Here is a 21,703-nt window from a genome sequence, read left to right as displayed (position 1 = left end):
TTATAAGAATATTTGAAATATGATGATTTAAATTTTATTTTTTTATAAATAAGTAGTTTTACTTATAAAAGACGTTGAGAGGTAAAACTACAACGATATAAATACTTATTTAGAAAAGTTCTTTCTTAAAAATGAGATAAAAACCTCACTTGCTTTATAACATTAAATTTCGACTTTGTTAAAGAAAAGATATTAAATTGTTGATAATCTAATATTTGGGGGTAATATTGAGATATTGTCAATAAATAATGGTGAAATTCATTATTTTGCAATAATATTTTTTGAAAAAGGGACATCCGTTATATTTTTTTTAATTCTCGGCTTTAATTCCTAAATTTGCGAACAAAAAATAAAAATACCTATTTTACTATGGCTTTCGATAATAATATCTACACAGATTACCTTAAAGAAATTGAAGAGCGCAAAGAACAAGGGCTTAACCCGAAACCAATTGATGGTGCCGATTTGTTAAGTGTAATTATTGCTCAAATTAAAGATGTAAATAATGAATACAGAGAAGATTCTCTTAAATTTTTTATCTACAATACTATACCAGGAACTACTAGTGCGGCTGGTGAAAAAGCAAAATTTTTAAAAGAAATTATTTTAGGAGAATCGGTAGTAAATGAAATAACTCCTGCTTTTGCTTTTGAGTTATTATCTCACATGAAAGGTGGTCCTTCAATTGAGGTGTTGCTTGACTTGGCTTTGGGTAATGATATTTCTATTGCGAATGAAGCTGCAAATGTACTTAAAACCCAAGTTTATCTTTATGATGCAGATACAGATCGTTTAAAAGAAGCATTTAAAAGTGGTAATGTAATTGCTAAAGAAATTATTGAAAGTTATGCACAAGCTGAGTTCTTCACTAAATTGCCAGAGGCTCCTGAAGAAATTAAGGTTGTTACTTATATTGCTGGTGAGGGAGATATTTCAACGGATTTACTTTCTCCGGGAAATCAGGCTCACTCACGTTCAGATCGTGAACTTCACGGGAAATGTATGATTACGCCTCAGGCACAAGAGGAAATTAAAGCACTTCAGGCACAACACCCTGACAAATCGGTGATGTTAATTGCAGAAAAAGGTACGATGGGAGTTGGTTCTTCAAGAATGTCAGGTGTAAATAACGTGGCTCTTTGGACAGGTAAACAAGCAAGTCCATATGTTCCATTCGTAAATTTTTCTCCAATTGTTGGAGGAACGAATGGTATTTCTCCTATTTTCTTAACTACAGTTGACGTTACTGGTGGTATTGGAATTGATCTTAAAAACTGGGTTAAGAAAGTTGATGCAGAAGGGAACGTTGTACGAAATGAAAGCGGGGATCCAATTCTTGAGGAAGTTTATTCAGTTGCTACAGGGACTGTTCTTACAATTAATACAAAAACAAAAAAACTTTATAACGGAGATAAAGAACTGATTGATATTTCAAGATCATTTACTCCTCAGAAAATGGAATTTATTAAGGCTGGTGGGTCTTATGCCATTGTATTTGGTAAAAAACTTCAAACATTTGCGGCAAAGGTTTTAGGAATTGATATCCCATTAGTATTTGCTCCGTCAAAAGAGATTTCTCATGAAGGACAAGGGCTTACAGCAGTTGAAAAAATCTTCAACAGAAATGCTGTTGGTTCAACTCCGGGTAAAATATTGCATGCTGGTTCTGATGTTCGTGTAGAAGTAAACATTGTAGGTTCTCAGGATACTACAGGGCTTATGACTGCTCAGGAATTAGAAGCTATGGCTGCTACAGTGATTTCGCCAATCGTTGACGGTGCTTATCAATCAGGTTGTCATACTGCTTCAGTATGGGATAAAAAAGCACAGGCTAACATTCCTAAATTGATGAAATTTATGAATAATTTTGGTTTGATTACTGCACGTGATCCTAAAGGTGTTTATCACGCAATGACTGATGTTATTCACAAGGTTCTAAACGATATTACCATTGATGACTGGGCTATCATTATTGGTGGTGACTCTCATACAAGAATGTCTAAAGGTGTTGCTTTTGGTGCTGACTCAGGAACAGTTGCTCTTGCACTTGCTACCGGAGAAGCTTCAATGCCAATTCCGGATTCTGTAAAAGTGACTTTCAAAGGAACGATGAAAGAATACATGGACTTCCGTGATGTAGTTCATGCTACACAGGCTCAGATGCTTAAGCAATTTGGAGGTGAAAATGTTTTCCAGGGAAGAATTATCGAGGTTCACATTGGAACACTTACTGCTGATCAGGCGTTCACATTTACAGACTGGTCTGCTGAAATGAAAGCAAAAGCTTCTATCTGTATTTCAGAAGATGATACTTTGATTGAATCATTGGAAATTGCAAAAAGCAGAATCCAAATCATGATCGACAAAGGAATGGATAACCATAACCAAGTTCTTCAGGGATTGATCAATAAAGCAAATAAAAGAATTACTGAGATTAAAACGGGTGATAAGCCAGCTTTGACTCCGGATGCTAATGCTAAATATTACGCTGAAGTGGTTGTAGATCTTGATCTGATTGCTGAGCCAATGATTGCTGACCCGGACGTAAATAATGCAGATGTTTCTAAGCGTTATACTCACGATACAATCAGACCTTTGTCTTTCTATGGCGGAGTGAAAAAAGTAGATCTTGGATTTATCGGATCTTGTATGGTTCACAAAGGAGACATGAAAATTCTTGCCCAAATGTTGAAAAATGTTGAAGCACAAAATGGGAAAGTAGAATTTAATGCACCTTTAGTTGTTGCACCTCCTACTTACAACATTGTTGATGAATTGAAAGCAGAAGGTGATTGGGAAGTGCTACAAAGATACTCAGGTTTCGAGTTTGACGATAACGCTCCTAAAGCTGCAGCACGTACAGAATATGAAAAAATGTTATACTTAGAGCGTCCAGGATGTAACCTATGTATGGGGAACCAGGAAAAAGCGGCTAAAGGAGATACAGTAATGGCTACTTCAACCCGTCTTTTCCAGGGAAGAGTAGTAGAAGATACTGAAGGTAAAAAAGGTGAATCATTGCTTTCATCTACTCCGGTTGTAGTATTATCTACAATTCTTGGAAGAACCCCTACAATAGAAGAATATACAGCAGCAGTAGAAGGTATCAACCTGACTAAGTTTGCTCCTTCAAACAAGCAGTTAGTTATGTAATAACATACTTATTTCAATTATAATTCAAAAGCCCGTGTGATAAACCCGGGCTTTTTCTTTAATAGCTGTTCTATTTTTTGTAACTTGTGTTGTTCAAAAAAATAACAAATAACAATTATACAGTATGGCTTTTGATATTGAAATGATTAAAAAAGTGTATCACAACATGCCCGGTCGTGTTGATGCCGCACGAGAGATTGTTGGTCGTCCACTTACTTTAACAGAGAAAATTTTATACAATCATCTTTGGGATGGAAATCCAACCAAAGCGTTTGGAAGAGGAGTTGATTATGTTGACTTTGCACCGGATCGTGTAGCATGTCAGGATGCAACAGCACAAATGGCATTATTGCAATTTATGCATGCCGGCAAATCAAAAGTTGCTGTTCCTACAACAGTTCATTGTGACCACCTGATTCAGGCAAAAGTAGATGCTGCTACTGATTTGGCCAGAGCAAAAACACAAAGTAATGAAGTTTTCGACTTCTTGTCGTCAGTTTCTAATAAATATGGAATCGGTTTCTGGAAACCCGGAGCCGGAATTATTCATCAGGTAGTACTGGAGAATTATGCATTTCCGGGCGGAATGATGATTGGTACGGATTCACATACTGTAAATGCAGGAGGTTTAGGGATGGTAGCGATTGGTGTCGGTGGTGCTGATGCTGTAGACGTTATGTCCGGTATGGCATGGGAATTGAAATTTCCTAAATTAATAGGAGTTAAACTTACAGGTAAATTATCGGGTTGGACTGCTCCAAAAGATGTGATTCTTAAAGTGGCCGGTATTCTGACTGTAAAAGGAGGAACAGGTGCTATAGTAGAATATTTTGGAGAAGGTGCAACAGCTATGTCCTGTACCGGTAAAGGTACGATTTGTAATATGGGTGCTGAAATTGGCGCTACCACTTCAACTTTTGGTTATGACGATTCTATGAGCCGTTACCTGCGTTCTACAAACAGAGCCGATGTTGCAGATGCCGCAGATAAAATAGCTTCTTACCTGACTGGAGACCCTGAAGTTTATGCCGACCCTGAAAAATATTTTGATCAGCTTATCGAAATCAATTTATCTGAATTAGAGCCACACTTAAACGGTCCCTTTACTCCTGATTTGGCTACTCCAATTTCTAAAATGAAAGAAGAAGCCATCAAAAATAACTGGCCATTACAAATTCAGGTTGGCTTAATAGGTTCGTGTACCAACTCTTCTTATGAAGATATTTCCCGTGCCGCTTCTTTAGCCAAGCAGGTTTCAGAGAAAAATTTAAAAGTTAAATCTGAATTTACCATTACGCCAGGTTCAGAAGTAGTTCGTTCTACTATTGAAAGAGACGGATTTATTGACACTTTTCATAAAATTGGCGCAACAGTCTTTGCAAATGCCTGTGGCCCATGTATTGGTATGTGGGACAGGGAAGGTGCAGAAAAAGAAGAAAGAAACACAATCGTTCACTCTTTCAACCGTAACTTCTCCAAACGTGCAGACGGTAATCCAAATACATTAGCGTTTGTAGGTTCACCGGAATTGGTAACTGCCCTTGCTATTGCCGGTGATTTAGGCTTCAATCCATTGACTGATAAATTGATTAATGAAGATGGTGAAGAAGTAATGCTTGATGAACCAACAGGAGATGAATTGCCTGAAAAAGGTTTCTATGCTGAAGATCCGGGATTCCAGGCTCCTGCTGAAGACGGCTCAGGAGTTCAGGTTGTAGTAAGCCTTACTTCAGAGCGTTTGCAATTATTAGCTCCGTTTGATGCCTGGGATGGTAAAAATATTACTGGCGCCAAATTATTGATCAAAGCATTCGGAAAATGTACAACAGATCATATTTCTATGGCAGGACCATGGTTACGTTTCCGTGGACACTTAGATAATATTTCCAACAACATGCTCATTGGTGCTGTAAATGCATTCAACCAAAAAACAAACTCTGTTAAAAATCAATTAACAGAACAGTATGATGCGGTTCCTGCTGTAGCCCGTGCCTACAAAGCGGCTGGCGTTCCGTCTGTCGTTGTGGGAGATCACAACTATGGCGAAGGTTCATCTCGTGAACACGCAGCAATGGAACCTCGTTTCTTAGGTGTAAAAGCAGTTTTGGTAAAATCTTTCGCCCGTATTCACGAAACCAACCTAAAAAAACAAGGTCTTTTAGGATTAACCTTTGCTAACGAATCAGATTACGACAAAATTCAGGAAAATGACACCATCAATTTTACAGATTTAACGGAATTCGCTCCGGGAAAACCGTTGACGTTAGAGTTTGTTCATACAGATGGCTCAAAAGATATTATTTTAGCGAATCACACTTACAACGAAGGTCAGATTGGCTGGTTTGTTGCAGGTTCTGCACTAAACTTGATTGCTGCCGGAAAAGCTTAATTCAAGATTTCGATTATAATTATGAACGCTCTGTGAAAACAGGGCGTTTTTTTTCAGGAGCCAATCCGGCTGTCTGCTGTATCTTTTGTTTTTTGGCAGCAAAAAACAAAAGGATGCCGCTTCCATCCGGGCTAGGGCATATGTGTTTATTATAAATATTGTTTTCAATTCAAAAAAAAAAACATTTATCTCAGAAGCATTTTAAATGTTTAAGCAGAACTTAAAAACATGTTAAAAAAAGTGCTTTTTTTAGTTTAAAAAGTTAAATTCGCTTTATAGGTATACACTGTATTGATTAGATTTTTATAAGTGTATCATACACAGTTAAATAAAAAAAAATCCCCCAAATGATTTTTAGATTAGCCATCATAATATTCTTTTTCAGCATAGCAGGTTTTTCTCAGGAAAAATATATCAAACACACCATTTCAAAAGGTGATAATCTTACTTCTATCGCTAAGAAATACGGAGTGAAACCCAAAGATATTGCAAATGCCAATCCAAATGCTCCCAAAATTTTAAAATTAAATTCGGTTTTATTAATTCCAAATACCAATCAGTCAGCAACAATAAAATCTAATGAAACTGCTGCTAACACAACTCCGGGCTTACATGATGTTCAGGCAAAAGAAACGCTGTGGGGAATCTCAAAAAAATATAATGTTTCTGTTGAGGATCTAAAAAAAGCAAACCCACTTTTGGAGACAGAAGGTCTAAAAATAGGACAGCAAATTACCATTCCATCAAATACGAATGCGGATCCGGCTTTGCAAAAACCAATTGAAAACATTCAAACAACTACAGATGTTGAAGTTTCAAGGAAAGTTCAGCCCAAAGAAACGAAATATGCCATAGCTAAGGAATTCGGAATTACTGTAGCCGAGTTAGAAAAACAGAATCCGGAAATCAGGAAAAAATTACCAGTGGGATATGTTTTAAAAATCCTTACTTCAAAAGAAAAAGCGGATGCTTTACAGGCTTCAAAACCAACTCCGGAAATAAAAAAAGATACCTTAGAATCTCCTGAATTTGCATCTGATAAAGGAATAATTAAAAAAGATTCTGCACTAATAAAAGGGAATAATCATTCTGATCTAATAGACCAATTGATATCAAATGCGACCGAAAATATAGGAACGCGTTATCGTTCCGGAGGGACCACAAAAGCAGGTTTTGATTGTTCAGGATTAATGTACTGTACTTTCGGTAATTTTGATATTAAGCTACCAAGAAGTTCAATCGAGCAGTCCAGAATTGGTACAAAAATCAATACAGAGGAAGCTCAAAAGGGAGATTTAATTTTCTTTAAAACCAATGGAAGACGCCAAATTAATCATGTTGGTATGGTAGTAGAAGTAGTTGAAGGAGAAATTAAATTTGTTCATTCCTCAACTCATAGCGGAGTTATCATCTCTTCAACCAAAGAGCCTTACTACGAAAGAACTTTTTCGCAGGTAAATCGTATTTTGGAATAGTTTTTTTGCTGGAGTTCTTTACTAGAAATGTAGCAATTGCCACATAATCTTTATTGCTGAAGTTTCTATCTTGCAATAATATTTCTGTGTAAATATTTTGATTTAATTTTTAAAAATAATTCCATAAACCGTTCACAACACTTTACTTTGCCTTTTTTTCTTTTTTATAATTTCAAATATTGCTAACGAAGTTAGAGCTATTATTATTCCCTGAATAAATATCATTAGTATTCCAAATGAGAATGAATCGGTAAATTCAACATTTTTCCTTTGTGTTCCATAATCCCGATGATAATTGGTTACAATTATAACAAAACGCTCGAAATAAAATCCGATTTTCATAAAAATTGCAACAAATAGTACATAATAAAAATTGGATGATAGTTTTTTAATGAATAATGTGAAAGGTAAAATCAATGCGGATAAGAACATTGTCCAATAAGCCCAGCTATATGGACCTGTCGCTCTTTCAATGAATGCAAATTCTTCAGGATAGAATATCATTGCTATTAATGAATAAGTCCAAGTAACTATTGAATATAAAATAATTAGCCAACAAATTGAATTAAGGACCTTTTTAGTTTCAAAACGTTTTTTGAAAACAAATTCAATAACTATTAACGTTAGAATTATTGGAATAAGACAGTGAATCAAGTTCGCATCTATTATTTCAATGATTCTTTTATATAAATTCATATTTTCTATGTTTCTTGGTAAGGTAATCCATAACGTCCCGCTAGTAGGCGATGGTCGGGCTAAATAAAGCAATTATATTCGGATTATCACTAATTTTCCAAATACAAAACCATTTTTCCATTAAGCCTAATTCCCGACTATTGCTTACTAGCTGTTAGTGGCTGCCTTTCTATCGTCCAAGTGATTGTCTAATTTCATTGTCTTGAAATGTCGTTATGTCGTTAGCTACGTTATTGTCGAAATACTCAAAATAGTTGTTTTCCTTCATTATGTCTGCAATTTCCTTTGCAGTCAAAGCTTTTTTAATATTTGGAACAACTGGTGTAGCAATAAGAAAATCGTAATCATTCATTTCTTCTGTCCAGTCAATATTTAGAAAGCCGTTGTCGTCAATCACTGGTAGTTCGTTGTCTATGCAGTATTTAGTTGCTTTGAATGTGTTCTTGTAGTTCTGATAAATTTCAGTCCATCTTTTCTTTATAATGTCGGCACCTGTTTTGTTTTTACTGTCAATGTTTGGATTTGTTAGCAGTCCAACAGTTCCCCAAGATTTATTTAATGAAGGTTTGTCTCCCCAAAGTCCTTCTGCACTTGCTAAAGCGAACGCTTGACTTTCTAATATTCTTGCATTTTTAATTATTTCTTTAAAACCTAAAATATAAGCTTGTCCGTATTCCGTTGTAGGATGATTTGAAAAAATCATTGAATAAGTATTCTGTCTTGATTGCGATTGTCGTCCGTAACGAATTTTCACTTTAACAGGTGTCTTTGTAGAAATTTCATTTAAGCAAAGTGTCCGCCACTTATGTCTGATTGGTGTCTTGTCCCAAAGTAATGATCCGATAATTATTGTTCCACCTTTAAAATCCATTTATTTTTTCCGCTTGTGATTATTTATTCTTCGAAACTTCGTCAGCATATTCTTTTAAAATATCTCCTGATTTTGCTTTAATAGCTTTTACTGCTTCAGAATTAAATTCTTGAACCAGTATGTCGATCATCGCTACAATTGAAATTGAAACCTGTTGCATAATTAGAGTTCCCAGTTTGAACTGATGGTCTGTAAAATATTCTGCGGCATCAGTCGATGTCTTGAATGCAGAAATGTCTTTATTTTGCATACCAGTCATAATTCTAACACCGTAATAACTTGCGTGAATAATTTCAGAAACATCTCTGTAAATATTAAAAAACGCAAAAGTCAAAAACCCATTTACTCCAAGTCCATATTTCTTACCAATAATTTCTAACTTTTGTTTTGCTGTCTCGTCAGTCCAAGAATTTACTTCATTGCCGTTATTTCTTGTGTATTCATCCAACGCCTCAACCAAGTGCTCTGGTCTATGAGGGTCAATAAATCCTTTATGGTCAGTTAGTTTATTTTTGATTTCAAAATCGTTGAGTTTTATTTCTCTGAAAAGGTCGCGATACCCCTTTTGATAAGCATACTTTTTTGATTTTAAAACAGCCTCTTCTCCTTTAGCGCAAATAAAACCAACATTAATAATACTTTCAATAAATGGTCTCGAAAGAATGATTAAGTCTCGAAGATGATTATTTTCTGCTAACAGCTTTATGCTTTTACCTGTGTCGAGGTTGAATTTTAAAATTGGGCCAATGACTGAAGTCAGCTCGGAATAACCTATTTTATCCGGAGCAATTGCATAAATAACTTCTTGGAAGCACTGTAACTGCTTGTCGAGGTATTTTATTTCGTTTTTGTAGTTCATTGTCTTAAGGTTGCCACTAACTTGTATATATACGAAACAAACCTTCGCCAATCTACCCAAAAATAAATGTAAACACGAAGGTTTGTTTCGTATTATTCTTTCAAAAATAATAAAAAAGATCTCCAATCACTAAATAACTTTATGAATCGCTAATTAAATATTTCCTTATGAAAACTAAAGCTGCGTGAGGGATAGAGGCGGTATCCTTTTGTGAAGAGAAACGAAACAAAAGATATAGCCGAAAGCCCGGCCCTTGGGACACGCCCAAAAGAATAAAATCAAATAATCTAAAATTCTAACAATCTAGTGGGCTAATTAAAAAATTTCCAAAAAAAGTATATCTTTAACCAACCCAAAAAACCAAAAAATAATGCAAGAAGACAACCAGGAAAATTTTAAGAGAGAACTCGGATTATTAGACGGAACCATGCTTGTGGTAGGTTCTATGATTGGCTCCGGGATATTTATTGTGAGTGCAGATATTGCCAGACAAGTAGGATCGGCAGGATGGCTGACATTGATTTGGCTTATTTCAGGATTAATTACCATTATTGCAGCAGTAAGTTATGGAGAGCTGAGTGCCATGTTTCCAAAAGCGGGTGGGCAATATGTATACCTGAAAGAAGCGTATAACAAATTAATTGCCTTTTTGTATGGCTGGAGTTTTTTTGCGGTAATCCAAACCGGAACGATTGCTGCCGTTGGTGTAGCTTTCTCTAAGTTTGCAGCCTATCTTTATGAACCTCTGAGTGATGAAAATGTATTATTTGAATTGGGAGCCTTTAAACTCAACGCAGCTCAGATTGTATCGATTGTAACTATTGTTTTACTGACATACATTAATAGTCGGGGCGTAAAAAACGGAAAGATACTTCAAACTATTCTTACCATAATTAAGATATTATCATTGCTGGGTTTGATCGTTTTTGGATTAACGCTTGCAGCAAAAGCATCAGTTTGGGATGCTAACTGGACAGATGCCTGGACACCTCATTCTTATAATGCAGATAATGGTTCATGGCTTCCTGTTAGCGGAAAGGCATTGATTACCGGAATTTCGGCAGCGATGGTGGGTTCGTTGTTTTCGAGTGATGCCTGGGTGGGGGTAACTTTTATTGCGGGAGAGATTAAAAATCCAAAACGTAATGTGGGTTTAAGTTTGTTTTTAGGGACTTTTATCGTGACTATTATTTATGTTTTGACAAATTTGATGTATTTGGCAGTGATTCCGCTGGATGAAATTGCTACAGCAAAATCGGATAGGGTAGCAGTAGTAGCTTCGCAATATATTTTTGGAGATATTGGAACTTTGGTTATCGCTATTATGATTATGATTTCGACTTTTGCCTGTAATAATGGTTTGATTATGGCGGGTGCGAGAGTGTATTATACAATGGCAAACGATGGTTTGTTCTTTAAAAAAGCAGCAGTACTGAATAATTTTAGTGTACCCTCATGGGCTTTGTGGGCACAGTGCATTTGGGCTTCGGCTTTATGCCTGACTGGGAAATATGGTGATTTGTTAGATTTTGTTATCATTATTGTTTTGATTTTTTACATTCTGACCATTTACGGGATTTTTATTTTACGTAAAAAAATGCCCAATGCAGAGAGGCCTTATAAAGCATTTGGATATCCGTTTTTACCATTGCTTTACATTATTGTAGCATCGGCGATAAGCGTTTCTTTATTGATTACAAAATTTTCAACCTGTGGTTGGGGAATCCTGATTATGTTAATTGGAATTCCGGTTTATTATTTTATGAACCCAAAAGAATAAGATTGTAAAATAAAAACGCCATATTAACCAAAATATGGCGTTTCCTATACTTTATGTTTCTTGTTTTGAGATAAAAAATTAAACATTTAAAGCAAACCAAAAAGTACTACCCAATCCTAAATTACTTTCTACTCCAACAGTTCCGTTTTGAGCTTCTATAAATTCTTTACTGATTGCCAATCCCAGTCCCGTTCCTGATTTTGGACTTCCCGGAATCTGGAAATACTTATCAAAAACTTTGTCTTTGTATCTGGGGTCAATTCCTTTTCCGGTATCGATAACCTGAAAAACTATCTGATTATTTTCTTCTTTTAATTTAATAAAAATCGTGCTTTTTTCAGAAGAATAACGAATAGCGTTCGATAAATAATTAATCAAAACCCAGCCCGTTTTTTCGGAATCGGCTTTTACGTTTTTGAGATTTTCAGCGGCATTAATAATTAATTGAATTTGTTTTTGATCAGCTTGGACTTTTACCGCTTCGACAGCGTAATTCACAATTGCATACGGATTGCTTTTTTCAATATTTAGCTGAATATTTCCGGTTTCCAATTGCGATAAATTGAGTAATTCCCCTGTGATTTTCAACAAACGCTGACTGTCGTCTTTAATGCTTTCAACCAATTGTTTCTGATCATCGTTCATATCGCCCGTTTTGGCATTTTCAAGCAATTGAAGACTTAATTTAATAGAGGCAATCGGCGTCTTTAATTCGTGCGAAACGATGGCAATAAAATTAGTTTTAGCAAAATCCAGTTCTTTAAAAAGCGTAATATTTCGCAGAATAATCACATCGCCAATATTGATTTCTTTTTCTTCACCGGTCGGTGTTATCGTAATATTGAGAATTTCTTTTTCAAAGTAACTTTCTTTGCCGTTGGCAAATATTTTTAAAGGCTGTTTTTTCGGAATTTCATTTTCACTTTCTTTCAAAATTAAAGAACGGATTAAATCATTCGTAACCGCCAATTCAGATGCCTGTGTGTTAATGATGTTTTCTGATTTCAGACCAATAATTTTCAGTGCTTCATCATTGGCAAACAAAACAATACCTTCGTTATCCAAACCAATAATAGGATCGTTCATATTATTGATAAGCGTTTCCAGTCGTTTTTTCTCAAAAAGAAGTTTATACACATTACTGTCGTGATATTCTTTCAGTTTTTGGGCCATGGTATTAAATGATTTTGCAAGATCTCCAAATTCGCTGTGACTCGTAAAATGAACACGTTCTGAATAGTTTTTATTCGCAATTTCCTTAATACTGAGCGTTAATTCCCTAATTGGATTTGCAATGTTATTTGGCAGATTAACCAATAAATTAAACGCTATCAAAAAGCACAAAGTTCCCACAATAGCAATGGAGAAATTGGACGTTTCTGCCGTTTTTTTAGCAATATCACTTTTCTGTTTGATGGCATCCAGATTCAGTTTCATAATGGCAAAAATATCCTGACGGATTTGCGCTTTTACAGCTTCATCGGCATTATTTTTCGCTAAAAGAGCAAAACTTTCTTTCAGTTTTTCGGTTGCCTGCTTTTCGCCTGGTTCTGTAATATTATGGGTTTGCTTTTCGAGATTTTCCTCAAAATTCTGAATGGTTTCTTTCGAACCCAATTTAATTCCGTCCAAAGCAGAAATCATATTTCGCGAATATTCCAGCGTATTGTAATTGGATTTCAGAATATTCTCGGTGTCCTGCTTAATTAAAAAAACAGAATAAGCACTCACTAACGAGAGAATGATGATCATCAAAAATAACAATCCAACACCCAGATTCAATTTGGTTTTAATTCTCATATTTTATTTTTTGAGTGAAATGTTTCCTGTAAAATGTGAAATGAAAAATCTTACATCTCACATAAAAACATTTTACGATAATATAACAAGATCGACGTTTGATAATGATAATTTATTTAGCAGACGCCTGAAAATTGTTGTAGACAAAATTACTTTAAATAAATTCAAATGCGGTTTTCCGATGCAGACAGTTGTAATTTGTTTTTCTTCTACAGTTGTCAAAATTGCATTGGAAATATTCGAATTTTCGAGTTTAATAACTTCGGCTCCTAATTGCACGGCAAGTTTAAAGTTATTAATTAAGTGTCTTTGTTTATCAAGTGCAATTTTTGTACTGCTTTCCTGAGGAGTTTCGACGTACAAAACATACCAGCTTCCGTTATAATAGCTTGCCAATCGAGCTGCTTTTCTGATCACAATTTTAGCCGTTTTATCATTACTGCTAATACAGGCTAGCAATTTTTCATGACGCAAAGCGTGAAGCTGAGGTACTTCGCTTTCTACTTTTCGAAGCACTTGACTTGCTACTTCTTTCAAAGCCAATTCGCGCAATTGCAGAATTTGTTCCGATTTAAAAAAATTCGTTAAAGCCGTCTGAATTTTATCCGGAGTATAAATCTTTCCTTCTTTCAAACGTGCAATCAAATCTTCAGATGTTAAATCGATATTCACGACTTCATCTGCCAAACGTAAAACATTGTCGGGAATGCGTTCCTGAACATCAATATTTGTTATACGTTTTACAGCTGAATTTAAACTTTCAATATGCTGAATATTCACAGCCGAAATGACATTAATTCCCGTATCTAAAATCTCTAAAACATCCTGCCAGCGTTTTTCATTTTTGCTTCCTTCAACGTTCGTGTGCGCCAATTCATCAACAATAACCACTTCTGGTCTAAGGTTGATGATTGCCTGAACGTCGAGTTCTTCGAGTTCTTTTCCTTTATAGAAAATGGTCCGCCTCGGAATAACCGGAAGACCAGACAATAACTCATGCGTTTCCTTTCGCATATGTGTTTCGATGTAACCAATTTTTACATCGATTCCGTTTTTCAATAACGAATGCGCTTCCTGAAGCATACGGAAAGTTTTGCCTACACCGGCGCTCATTCCAATGTAGATTTTGAACTTTCCCTTTCGGGATTTCTGAATCAAATCCAGAAAGTGCTGTGCGTTATTATTTTCGTTTTCCATAATTTTTGCTTTAATCAATAAGCTTTAGGCTTTAGGCAGTATAACTTTAAAAAGCTTACCGCTTAAAGCCTATAGCCTAAAGCTAGAAAGAAATCGCCAGGGAAGTCGTTACAAACGTATTCGTATCCGTTGGAAGATTGTCTTTATTTGTGAAAATTTCTTCTTTGCTTGAAAGATTTCTCGCTTCAATTCTAAACATAATAGTATCAGAAACTAAGTAATCAAAGTTAGCTGAAAATCCGTAAGTTTTAAATCCGTTTGGCGTTTCTGTCCCGATAGCTATCGGGATAATTACCCCTTTTTCATCGCTGTAATATTCCCCTCGCGCTGCCAGTTGAATTTTATCTGTCGGTTTGTATTGCAGAATCAAAACAGGCGAAAACCAGGTATCGTATTTATTACTGTTTTTAGCCGATTGCTGTGAACCAACATCAAAACCAGCCGTAACATTTGTTTTATCCGTTACTTTAAATTGTCCGTAAAAGTTGTTGAAATAGCGCCATTTTTTATCAATATCCAGCTGTTCATTTCCAACATAAGTACTCCAATTCAAAATGACTTTATCCGAAGGTTTATAAGTAATCTGCGTTCCAAAAGCCGGAGTTTGATTTCCGTCTATTTTTTGAATTCGCTGCCAGCCGTTCAAATACATCGCAGCCAAATACCATTCTCCAGAATCTGATGTATAACCAATTTTCACACCCGCTTCATAATAAGGCGAATTCTCAGCCAGAATACTCCGAGTCAAAGTTTGACAGTCTTTCCCAATCGCACTTTCAAAACCAATATGCGATGGCATAATTCCCGCATCAATCCATAAATTATGTTTCGAAGAAATCTTCACGCCAACATTCGCTTCATAAATATTTTTCAGCAAATCCTGTTCAGCCGACATATTATATTGGGCATAAGTTCCCGCCATCAGCGCAAAATTTCCTCGGACATTTTCCTTCGAATAATTCACTTTTGCCAAACCCAGATTCAGGTTTACTTCATTGCTTCTATTATAATTATAAATAAATCCGGGACGCGTATGATTTTCCGGTTTCCCGAAATCATAACTGTAATAAACATCAACATATCCCGAAAACGTAAACGGACTTTTAGATTCTTTCTGTGCGTGTAAATTGCTACAACCAAAAGCGATTAAAGCAGTAAGTATTATTTTTTTCATTTTTGTGGTATTCAATTATTTATTAGTAGATTTTTTAGGAGCTATTTCCCGCTATCCACTACAATCTTTTGTTTGGAACCCCAAACAAAAGGATTTTCGTTTCTATCGGGGCTAGGGCATTTGGGGTAAAAAAGGCGTTTTGTATTATAATAAGTTTTATATCCTAACAGGTTTTAAAAACCTGTTAGGTGTCAATTGTAGAATTCAGTTTTTCGATTCCAATTTTCGCCACAGTTTGTCATTTCGACGAAGGAGAAATCTTCGTTGCTAGATCGCCACAGATTTGACATTCTTTGCGGAGCTTCTTGCGAAGATTTCTCCTTCGTCGAAATGACAAGAATGCGCATAGAAAACCTTAGAATCTTAGCAACTCAGAACCTCAGTACCTTTTCTAGCGAAGCGCATCCAGCGCTACATTCAATTCCAAAACATTCACGGTCTCAGGACCAACAACAGCTGTATTAATTTTAGATTTCACCAAAGCTTTTACTTTAGCTTCATCCAGTTTTCTTTCTTTAGCAATTCGTTTTACCTGAATAAAAGCCCCTTGCGGAGAAATATTCGGATCTAAACCACTTCCGGAAGCTGTAACTATATCAGCTGGTATTTCAGATTTTTTCAAATAAGGATGAACCAATAAAAATGTATCAATTCTCTTTTGAACCAACGCCAAATATTCAGCATTGCTCGGCCCTTTGTTACTTCCGGCACTTCCTGCCGCATTATAATCAACAGCCGAAGGTCTTCCCCAGAAATAATTCGACTTATCGAATTTTTGACCGATTTTTTGATAACCAACAACCTTTCCGTTAACCGAAATAGTTTCTCCTTTTCCTTGATTAGGAGCAATTTGTGCGATTCCGTAAATCGCTAAAGGATAAATAACTGCGAATAAGATCAGTGTAACCGCAGTAAGTTTTATTATAGAAAATAGATTTTTCATTTCTTTAAAGTTTCTAAGAGACTAAGTCTCTAAGTTTCTAAGTTTTTTTAATTGTGATAAATAAGTTTTAAAGATTCTAAGAAAAAAAACTTAGAATCTTAGCAACTTAACGCCTTAGCATCTTACATAAATAGTGCTACAAGTAAATCAATTACTTTAATTCCGATGAAAGGAACAATCAATCCGCCTAAACCATAAATCAAAAGGTTTCTTTTTAAGATCGCACTAGCCCCAATTGGACGATAATCAACCCCTTTCAGCGCAAGCGGAATCAAAATTGGAATGATAATCGCATTGAAAATTACAGCAGATAAAATCGCACTTTCAGGACTGTGCAGATGCATAATATTCAAACCTTGTAATGCCGGAATCGCCGTAATAAAAAGAGCAGGAACAATGGCAAAATATTTAGCAACATCATTCGCAATAGAGAAAGTAGTCAACGTTCCGCGAGTCATTAAAAGCTGTTTTCCAATTTCAACAATCTCAATTAGTTTTGTTGGGTCATTGTCAAGATCGACCATGTTTCCGGCTTCTTTTGCTGCTTGAGTTCCGCTGTTCATGGCAACTCCAACATTTGCTTGGGCAAGGGCAGGAGCATCATTTGTTCCGTCACCCATCATGGCAACTAGTCTTCCTTCAGCCTGTTCTTTTCTGATATAATTCATTTTATCCTCAGGTTTAGCTTCGGCAATAAAATCATCAACACCGGCAGCTTCGGCAATAAATTTTGCCGTAAGCGGATTATCTCCTGTAACCATAACCGTTTTGATTCCCATTCTGCGTAAGCGCTCAAAACGCTCTTTCATTCCGGTTTTTATAATATCCTGAAGTTCAATAACGCCTTGAACTTCATTGTTTTTGATTACTACTAATGGAGTTCCTCCGTTAGATGAAATCGTAATAACTTGTTGGGCAGTATCTTTAGGGAAAATATTTCCAGCTTGTTCTGCAATGTTTTTAGCAGCATCTTGTGCGCCTTTTCGAATGTTAGTTCCGTCTTTTAATACTACTCCAGAAGTTCTGGTTTCGGCCGTAAATTTTATACTGTGTGAGATGTTTTCTGTAAATTGTGCAATATCAGATTGTATTTTTCCATTTAAGTCGATCGTTTTGCTCAATTCGATAATACTTTTTCCCTCCGGAGTATCATCTGCAAGTGAACTCAACACGGCAGATTTAATAAAGTCATCTAAAGAAATTCCTTTTGTTGGATAAAAATTGGTTGCTTTTCTGTTTCCAATTGTAATTGTTCCTGTTTTATCCAAAAGCAGAACATCAATATCTCCAGCAGTTTCAACCGCTTTACCCGATTTTGTAATTACGTTAGCTCGTAAAGCTCTGTCCATTCCCGCAATACCAATCGCAGAAAGCAAACCTCCAATTGTAGTTGGAATCAAACAAACAAACAAAGCAATGAAAGCCGCGATCGTGATGGGTGCGTTGGCATAGTCGGCAAACGGTTTTAGCGTAACGCACACAATCACGAAAATTAAAGTAAATGCGGCTAATAAAATGGTTAAGGCAATTTCGTTTGGTGTTTTCTGACGGCTCGCACCTTCAACCAAAGCAATCATTTTATCCAAAAAACTTTCGCCAGGTTCAGAAGTAACTTTTACTTTAATTTTATCAGATAATACTTTTGTCCCTCCGGTTACGGATGATTTATCTCCGCCAGCTTCCCGAATTACAGGAGCACTTTCTCCAGTAATGGCACTTTCGTCGATAGTAGCCAGACCTTCGATAATCTCACCATCGGCAGCAATTAAATCACCGGCTTCGCAAACGAAAATATCGTCTTTTTTTAATGCAGAAGAACTGATATTTTTTATTTCTCCATTAGTTAGAATTTGTCTTGCAGGAGTTTCTTCGCGGGTTTTTCTTAAACTATCGGCTTGTGCTTTTCCTCTTGCTTCAGCAATGGCTTCGGCGAAATTTGCAAATAAAAGCGTTGCCAGTAAAATTAAAAATACAATTAAGTTATAAGTAAAACTTCCTTGGTCATTTGCGCCCATTAAGATCGAAATGCAGACAGCAAACATAATGGCTGTTCCAATTTCTACGGTAAACATTACCGGATTTTTGATCATCATTTTTGGATTCAGCTTTACAAAAGACTGCGCTAAGGCTTCTTTTACCTGTTTACTTTCAAACAATGATGTGGATTTATTAGTTGTCATTTTTTATATTATTTTGTTTAACTGATTTTTAAAAACACATAGAAACATATATTTTAACTTTGCGCAAAAGGCGTTTCACTTGCATACATTCACATAGCTATGAGTGAAAACGAGTTTTTTTTTTATTCTTTTTTATAGATTTAAATTCTATGTTTCTATGTGTTTAAATTATCCAGCATTTTTATTTTAGAGTAAAAAATTCCGCTAAAGGCCCAAGTGCCAACGCTGGGAAGAATGATAAAGCAGCGATAATTGCGATTACGGCAAAAGTCATGATTCCGAAAATCGAGGTATCAGTCTTTAAAGTTCCTGCACTCTCTGGAATGTATTTTTTACCTGCCAGTAAACCTGCAATTGCTAATGGACCAATGATTGGAATAAAACGTCCTAGCAGCAATACAATTCCCGTAGTGATATTCCAGAACGGATTATTATCTCCCAAACCTTCAAAACCAGAACCATTATTGGCAGCACTTGAAGTGTATTCGTATAACATTTCTGAGAATCCGTGGTTACCAGGATTGTTTAACCAGCCTGTTGCATTTCCGTTAAACCAATAACCCATTGCAGTATCATGTGCAGCAAAATAAGAAGCTAAAGCAGTTCCGGATAATATTAGTAATGGATGAAGAATGGCGATAAAAGCGGCAATTTTAACTTCTCGCGCTTCGATTTTCTTTCCTAAAAATTCTGGTGTTCGACCAACCATTAATCCGGAGATAAATACAGCCAGAATAATGAAAATATAGTAGTTCAAAATACCAACACCACATCCGCCGTAAAAGGCATTTACCATCATAGATAATAATTGCATAGTTCCGGACATTGGCATTGAACTATCGTGCATACTGTTGACAGATCCTGTAGAAATTACCGTTGTAGCAATACTCCAGAAACCTGAAATAGCTGGCCCAAAGCGAACTTCTTTTCCTTCCATTGCTCCGTTTAATTGAGAGATTCCCATTTTTTCGATAGCAGGATTTCCCTTGATTTCGCTTGACATTGTCGGAATTACCAAGAGTAAAAATCCAACTGTCATTACAGCAAAAATGATATAAGCGAATTTTCTTTTATTAAGGAAGAAACCAAGTGCAAAGATCATCGCAAAGGGAACAATCATCTGCGCCCAAAGTTCAATCGCATTCGTAAAATAAGTTGGGTTTTCTAAAGGATGGGCCGAGTTAGCTCCAAAAAATCCACCGCCGTTTGTACCAATATGTTTAATCGCAATAAAAGCAGCAGCGGGTCCGCGTGAAACTTCAACGTGATCGCCTTGTAAAGTTGTGATCGCATCTTTACCTTCAAAAGTCATTGGAGTTCCGCTAAAAACTAAAGCAATAGCTACGATTGTAGAAAGTGGTAATAATATACGAGTGCAGCTTTTTACAAAATAGTTGTAGAAATTCCCCAATTTGTCTGTGGTTCTTTCGCGCATAGCGGTAAAAACCATTGCTGCAGCAGCGATTCCTACTCCAGCTGAAACGAATTGTAAAAACATCAAAACCATTTGCGATAAGTACGAAACACCCGTTTCACCAGAATAATGCTGTAAGTTGCAATTCACTACAAATGAAATAGCCGTATTAAATGCCAAATCGGGCGACATTGATGGATTATTGTCCGGATTTAATGGTAAGGAACCTTGAAAAAGTAAAACAAAAAAGCAAAGAAAAAACCAAAGCATATTGATACTTAAAAGTGCTTTTAGATGCTGTTTCCAGTTCATTTCTTCAGCTGGATTGATACCGCTGATTTTAAAAATAAATTTTTCAATTGGATTGAAAATCGGGTCAAGAAGCGTTTTGTCTCCTAAAAAAACTTTAGCAATATACTTTCCTAAAGGAATCGCTAAAACAATTGTCAGGATAAAAATACCTATGACGCCTAATAATTCTGTGTTCATAATATGTGAGTTTTGTAAAATGTGAATTGTAAAATGAGAAATGTAAATTGTAAAATGAATTGATCTAACTTTTACATTTCACATAAAACATTTTACTTTTTACATGATTTAAAATTTTTCAGGTTTGATTAATACATAAATCAAATACACGAAAACGACGATTGAAACAATAAAGAGTGTTGTCATGATTTAGATTTTTTCGAAGAATTCAACAGAGAGGAAACAAATGGCAAACAGTAAAACTGCCAATGCGATTAAAAGAAAAGGGATCATAATATTATTTTTAGATTTGTGAAATGTGAGAAGTAAAATGTTATTTGTGAAAAGTGATCAGTACATCTCACAAACAACATTTCACTAATTAGACTCCTGAAGCATTAACCTGCTTGATGTATTCAGTTTTAAGCGTTTGCGGAAAAAGATGTGAAATATTGCAGTAACGCACTTCCATAAAAGAGGAAACCGAAAAAACATACACATTAGAAATAGCATTTTTAGTTTCCATGCTTCCAGTAATAAATAATCGTTCAGCGAGTGCTAAACACTTTTTAGCCCGAACGATATTACCAGATATGATTGATTTTTTAGTGATTTCGGCAAACCGTTCGGCTTGTTTGTAGATTGAGGTAACTTGATTTTTCATTTGGATGAAATTTTAATGTTCTTTCTCCTTATGCCAAAATATGTTCCGAAAAAGTCAAGTTGTAGCTAAAGTGCTGTCAATAAAAGAAATGTAGTTTTTTGCCAAAAATCAGGCATAATAAAAGCCTATCAAAATGATAAGCTTTTATTGAAATGATAGTATATCTAAATTAAATCGTTCAAATAATTATGAGGCTTTTTTCAATATATTTGATAAACTTAAATATGAATTTATGGAAATTTTTATAGGTATAGCAGGTCTAATAATAGCTTGGTTAACATATCAGAAAACTTTTAATTCTAAACCTGATGAAGAAAGAAATAATTTGTTGGCTGTTTTTAAAGTTACTCAAAAATTACATTTAGAAGTACAATCCATAATTCAAAAATATATTGATGATAATAACGGAGCAGATCACTTATTATATCCTGACATAAGCTTTCAGCATTATCTTAATGTAGCTAAAGAAGAATATGGAAAAGGATTGTCTGAAAAAGTTTATGAAGATTTGAGAACAAATAAGCATTACACTAAAAGTAATATTGCTACTTTTCAAAACATGATTGACACACAGCACGATGCTTTATTAAAGTTTAGAAACCAATTATTATTTTTAAAACCGCCCATGGAAAACTAGAGA

Annotated in this window: 16 protein-coding genes; 5 read left to right on the top strand and 11 right to left on the bottom strand. The window is 35.5% G+C overall.

The window, feature by feature from the left end; translation table 11 throughout:
- Positions 1-369: 369 nt before the first annotated feature.
- From FLACHUCJ7_RS04510 to FLACHUCJ7_RS04500, 3 genes are all read left to right on the top strand, one after another.
- Complete coding sequence (locus tag FLACHUCJ7_RS04510; RefSeq protein WP_078227529.1) at positions 370-3,153, top strand: bifunctional aconitate hydratase 2/2-methylisocitrate dehydratase; 2,784 nt, start codon at positions 370-372, stop codon at positions 3,151-3,153.
- A 124-nt stretch (positions 3,154-3,277) separates the two neighbouring features.
- A complete protein-coding gene (locus FLACHUCJ7_RS04505; RefSeq protein ID WP_180908054.1) occupies positions 3,278-5,542 on the top strand; it encodes an aconitate hydratase in 2,265 nt (754 codons plus the stop codon).
- A 347-nt stretch (positions 5,543-5,889) separates the two neighbouring features.
- Positions 5,890-7,017: a C40 family peptidase gene (locus FLACHUCJ7_RS04500; RefSeq protein ID WP_110308678.1), complete on the top strand. Its 1,128-nt coding sequence runs from the start codon at positions 5,890-5,892 to the stop codon at positions 7,015-7,017.
- A gap of 132 nt (positions 7,018-7,149) precedes the next feature.
- Here the strand turns inward: FLACHUCJ7_RS04500 and FLACHUCJ7_RS04495 are convergent, their stop codons facing one another.
- The 3 genes from FLACHUCJ7_RS04495 to FLACHUCJ7_RS04485 form a co-directional block, all read right to left on the bottom strand.
- Entirely contained in the window at positions 7,150-7,713 is a 564-nt protein-coding gene (locus FLACHUCJ7_RS04495) for a hypothetical protein (RefSeq protein WP_180908053.1), read from the bottom strand.
- Positions 7,714-7,882: 169 nt separating this feature from the next.
- On the bottom strand, positions 7,883-8,584 hold the full coding sequence (locus tag FLACHUCJ7_RS04490; protein ID WP_180908052.1) for a hypothetical protein: 702 nt from the start codon (positions 8,582-8,584) through the stop codon (positions 7,883-7,885).
- Between the two features lie 19 nt (positions 8,585-8,603).
- Positions 8,604-9,443, bottom strand: coding sequence for a DUF5677 domain-containing protein (locus tag FLACHUCJ7_RS04485; protein ID WP_180908051.1), 840 nt, complete (start codon positions 9,441-9,443; stop codon positions 8,604-8,606).
- Positions 9,444-9,813: 370 nt separating this feature from the next.
- On the opposite strand from FLACHUCJ7_RS04485, the gene FLACHUCJ7_RS04480 reads away from it, so the two are divergent.
- On the top strand, positions 9,814-11,223 hold the full coding sequence (locus FLACHUCJ7_RS04480; RefSeq protein WP_180908050.1) for an APC family permease: 1,410 nt from the start codon (positions 9,814-9,816) through the stop codon (positions 11,221-11,223).
- 78 nt (positions 11,224-11,301) lie between these two features.
- Here FLACHUCJ7_RS04480 and FLACHUCJ7_RS04475 read toward each other — a convergent pair whose 3' ends face one another.
- The 8 genes from FLACHUCJ7_RS04475 to FLACHUCJ7_RS04440 all read right to left on the bottom strand — a co-directional run bounded on the left by FLACHUCJ7_RS04475 (position 11,302) and on the right by FLACHUCJ7_RS04440 (position 21,063).
- Entirely contained in the window at positions 11,302-13,023 is a 1,722-nt protein-coding gene (locus tag FLACHUCJ7_RS04475) for a HAMP domain-containing sensor histidine kinase (protein WP_180908049.1), read from the bottom strand.
- A 72-nt stretch (positions 13,024-13,095) separates the two neighbouring features.
- The gene (locus FLACHUCJ7_RS04470) at positions 13,096-14,220 is read right to left on the bottom strand and encodes a histidine kinase (protein ID WP_078227982.1); all 1,125 of its coding nucleotides are present in this window, start codon (positions 14,218-14,220) and stop codon (positions 13,096-13,098) included.
- An 82-nt stretch (positions 14,221-14,302) separates the two neighbouring features.
- Positions 14,303-15,394, bottom strand: a complete 1,092-nt coding sequence (locus FLACHUCJ7_RS04465) for a porin (protein WP_180908048.1) — start codon at positions 15,392-15,394, stop codon at positions 14,303-14,305.
- A 391-nt stretch (positions 15,395-15,785) separates the two neighbouring features.
- A complete protein-coding gene (locus tag FLACHUCJ7_RS04460; RefSeq protein ID WP_180908047.1) occupies positions 15,786-16,337 on the bottom strand; it encodes a K(+)-transporting ATPase subunit C in 552 nt (183 codons plus the stop codon).
- A gap of 122 nt (positions 16,338-16,459) precedes the next feature.
- The gene (gene kdpB / locus FLACHUCJ7_RS04455) at positions 16,460-18,517 is read right to left on the bottom strand and encodes a potassium-transporting ATPase subunit KdpB (protein WP_180908046.1); all 2,058 of its coding nucleotides are present in this window, start codon (positions 18,515-18,517) and stop codon (positions 16,460-16,462) included.
- A 181-nt stretch (positions 18,518-18,698) separates the two neighbouring features.
- A complete protein-coding gene (kdpA, locus tag FLACHUCJ7_RS04450) occupies positions 18,699-20,420 on the bottom strand; it encodes a potassium-transporting ATPase subunit KdpA (RefSeq protein ID WP_180908045.1) in 1,722 nt (573 codons plus the stop codon).
- A gap of 108 nt (positions 20,421-20,528) precedes the next feature.
- On the bottom strand, positions 20,529-20,606 hold the full coding sequence (gene kdpF, locus FLACHUCJ7_RS25605; protein ID WP_078227983.1) for a K(+)-transporting ATPase subunit F: 78 nt from the start codon (positions 20,604-20,606) through the stop codon (positions 20,529-20,531).
- 175 nt (positions 20,607-20,781) lie between these two features.
- Positions 20,782-21,063 (bottom strand): DUF7674 family protein, encoded by a 282-nt coding sequence (locus tag FLACHUCJ7_RS04440; RefSeq protein WP_180908044.1) that lies wholly within the window; start codon positions 21,061-21,063, stop codon positions 20,782-20,784.
- Between the two features lie 232 nt (positions 21,064-21,295).
- On the opposite strand from FLACHUCJ7_RS04440, the gene FLACHUCJ7_RS04435 reads away from it, so the two are divergent.
- Entirely contained in the window at positions 21,296-21,700 is a 405-nt protein-coding gene (locus tag FLACHUCJ7_RS04435; protein ID WP_180908043.1) for a hypothetical protein, read from the top strand.
- Positions 21,701-21,703 lie beyond the last annotated feature (3 nt).

This window comes from Flavobacterium salmonis, assembly GCF_903819435.1.
GTDB classification, from domain to species: Bacteria; Bacteroidota; Bacteroidia; order Flavobacteriales; family Flavobacteriaceae; genus Flavobacterium; species Flavobacterium chungangense.
This window is presented reverse-complemented; position numbering and strand designations above follow the sequence as displayed.